Annotated in this window: 1 protein-coding gene; it reads left to right on the top strand. The window is 68.4% G+C overall.

The window, feature by feature from the left end; genetic code table 11:
- Window positions 1-73: 73 nt before the first annotated feature.
- Window positions 74-1,311, top strand: a protein-coding gene (locus tag GXW76_RS25380) for an IS3 family transposase (protein ID WP_246514706.1) whose coding sequence is annotated in 2 segments (ribosomal slippage) — window positions 74-410 and window positions 410-1,311 — 1,239 coding nt in all. Because the reading frame shifts where the segments join, the coding sequence is not laid out codon by codon here.
- Window positions 1,312-1,325: the final 14 nt, after the last annotated feature.

Raw genomic sequence — 1,325 nt, 5'->3', positions numbered from 1 at the left:
TGGAGCGGCCCCTAATTCGACCGGACAGGCGGCGCAACCGTGAGGGCCTGGGCGTAAGCCTAGGCGTGCGTCTATGTCGAAGCCCATCGAGCGCGTGGAAATCATCACCGGCCGGGAGCGCCGGAGACGATACAGTGCCGAGGAGAAGGTCCGGCTGGTCGAGGAGACGATGCAGCCCGGCATGACGGTCTCCGCCGTCGCCCGGCTCCACGGCGTCTCCCCCAGCCTTCTCTTCGGGTGGAGGCGACGGATGGCCGAGGGTGGCCTGGAAGCGGTCAGAGCCGACGAGGACGTGGTGGCCGCGAGCCGCGTCCGCGAACTCGAGGCGAAGGTGCGCGAGCTGGAGCGCCTGCTCGGCCGCAAGACCATGGAGGCCGAGATCCTGCGCGAAGCTCTGGAGGCCGCGCGCCCAAAAAAACAAACGTTGCGCTTGCCGTCGCCGCCACCAGGCGGTTCCCGGTGAAGGCCGTGGCCGGCACCCTCGGCGTCGCCAGGTCCAACCTGATCGAGCAACTCCAGCAGCCCGAGCGGCCGCGGCGTGGCCCCTACCACCGCGCCGCGGACGAGGCCGTGCTAGCCGAGATCCGCGCCATCACCGACGCCCGCCCTACCTATGGCTATCGCCGCGTCACCGCCCTGCTGAACCGAGCCAGGCGCAGCTCCGGCGAGCCGCCACTCAATCACAAGCGCATCTTCCGGCTGATGCGCCTCTCCTCGATGCTGCTTCAGCCCCACACCGGCAGGCGGCCGATCCGCGCCCATGAGGGCACCGTTATCGCGCCCGCGTCCAATCACCGCTGGGCCTCCGATGGCCTCGAGATCCCGTGCTGGAACGGCGAGGTCGTCCGCATCGCCTTCGCCATCGACACCCATGACCGCGAGATCATCGCCTGGGTCGCCACCTCCGGCAGCGGCATCTCCGGTGAGATGATCCGCGACATGATGCTCGATTGCGTCGAGCGCCGGTTCGACGCCATCCGCGCCCCGCAGCCTGTCCAGTGGCTCGCCGACAACGGCTCCGCTTACACCGCCGCGGAGACGACCGACTTCGCCGCGGCGCTGAACCTCGTTCCATGCTTCACGCCGGTCCGCAGCCCCGAGAGCAACGGCGTCTGCGAGGCCTTCGTCAAAACCCTCAAGCGCGACTATGCCCGCGTGAACCCCAGGCCGGATGCCATATCTGTCCTGCAGCAGCTGCCCGCCTGGTTCGAGGATTACAACACCATCCACCCGCACTCCGGCTTGCGCATGCGCTCGCCACGTGAGTTCATCGCCACGCAGTCTGCCAATCAAGCCGCATGTCCGGTTTGATGGGGGCCACTCCA

The organism is Neoroseomonas soli, from assembly GCF_018129065.1.
In the GTDB taxonomy this organism is placed as follows: domain Bacteria; phylum Pseudomonadota; class Alphaproteobacteria; order Acetobacterales; family Acetobacteraceae; genus Neoroseomonas; species Neoroseomonas soli.
This window is presented reverse-complemented; position numbering and strand designations above follow the sequence as displayed.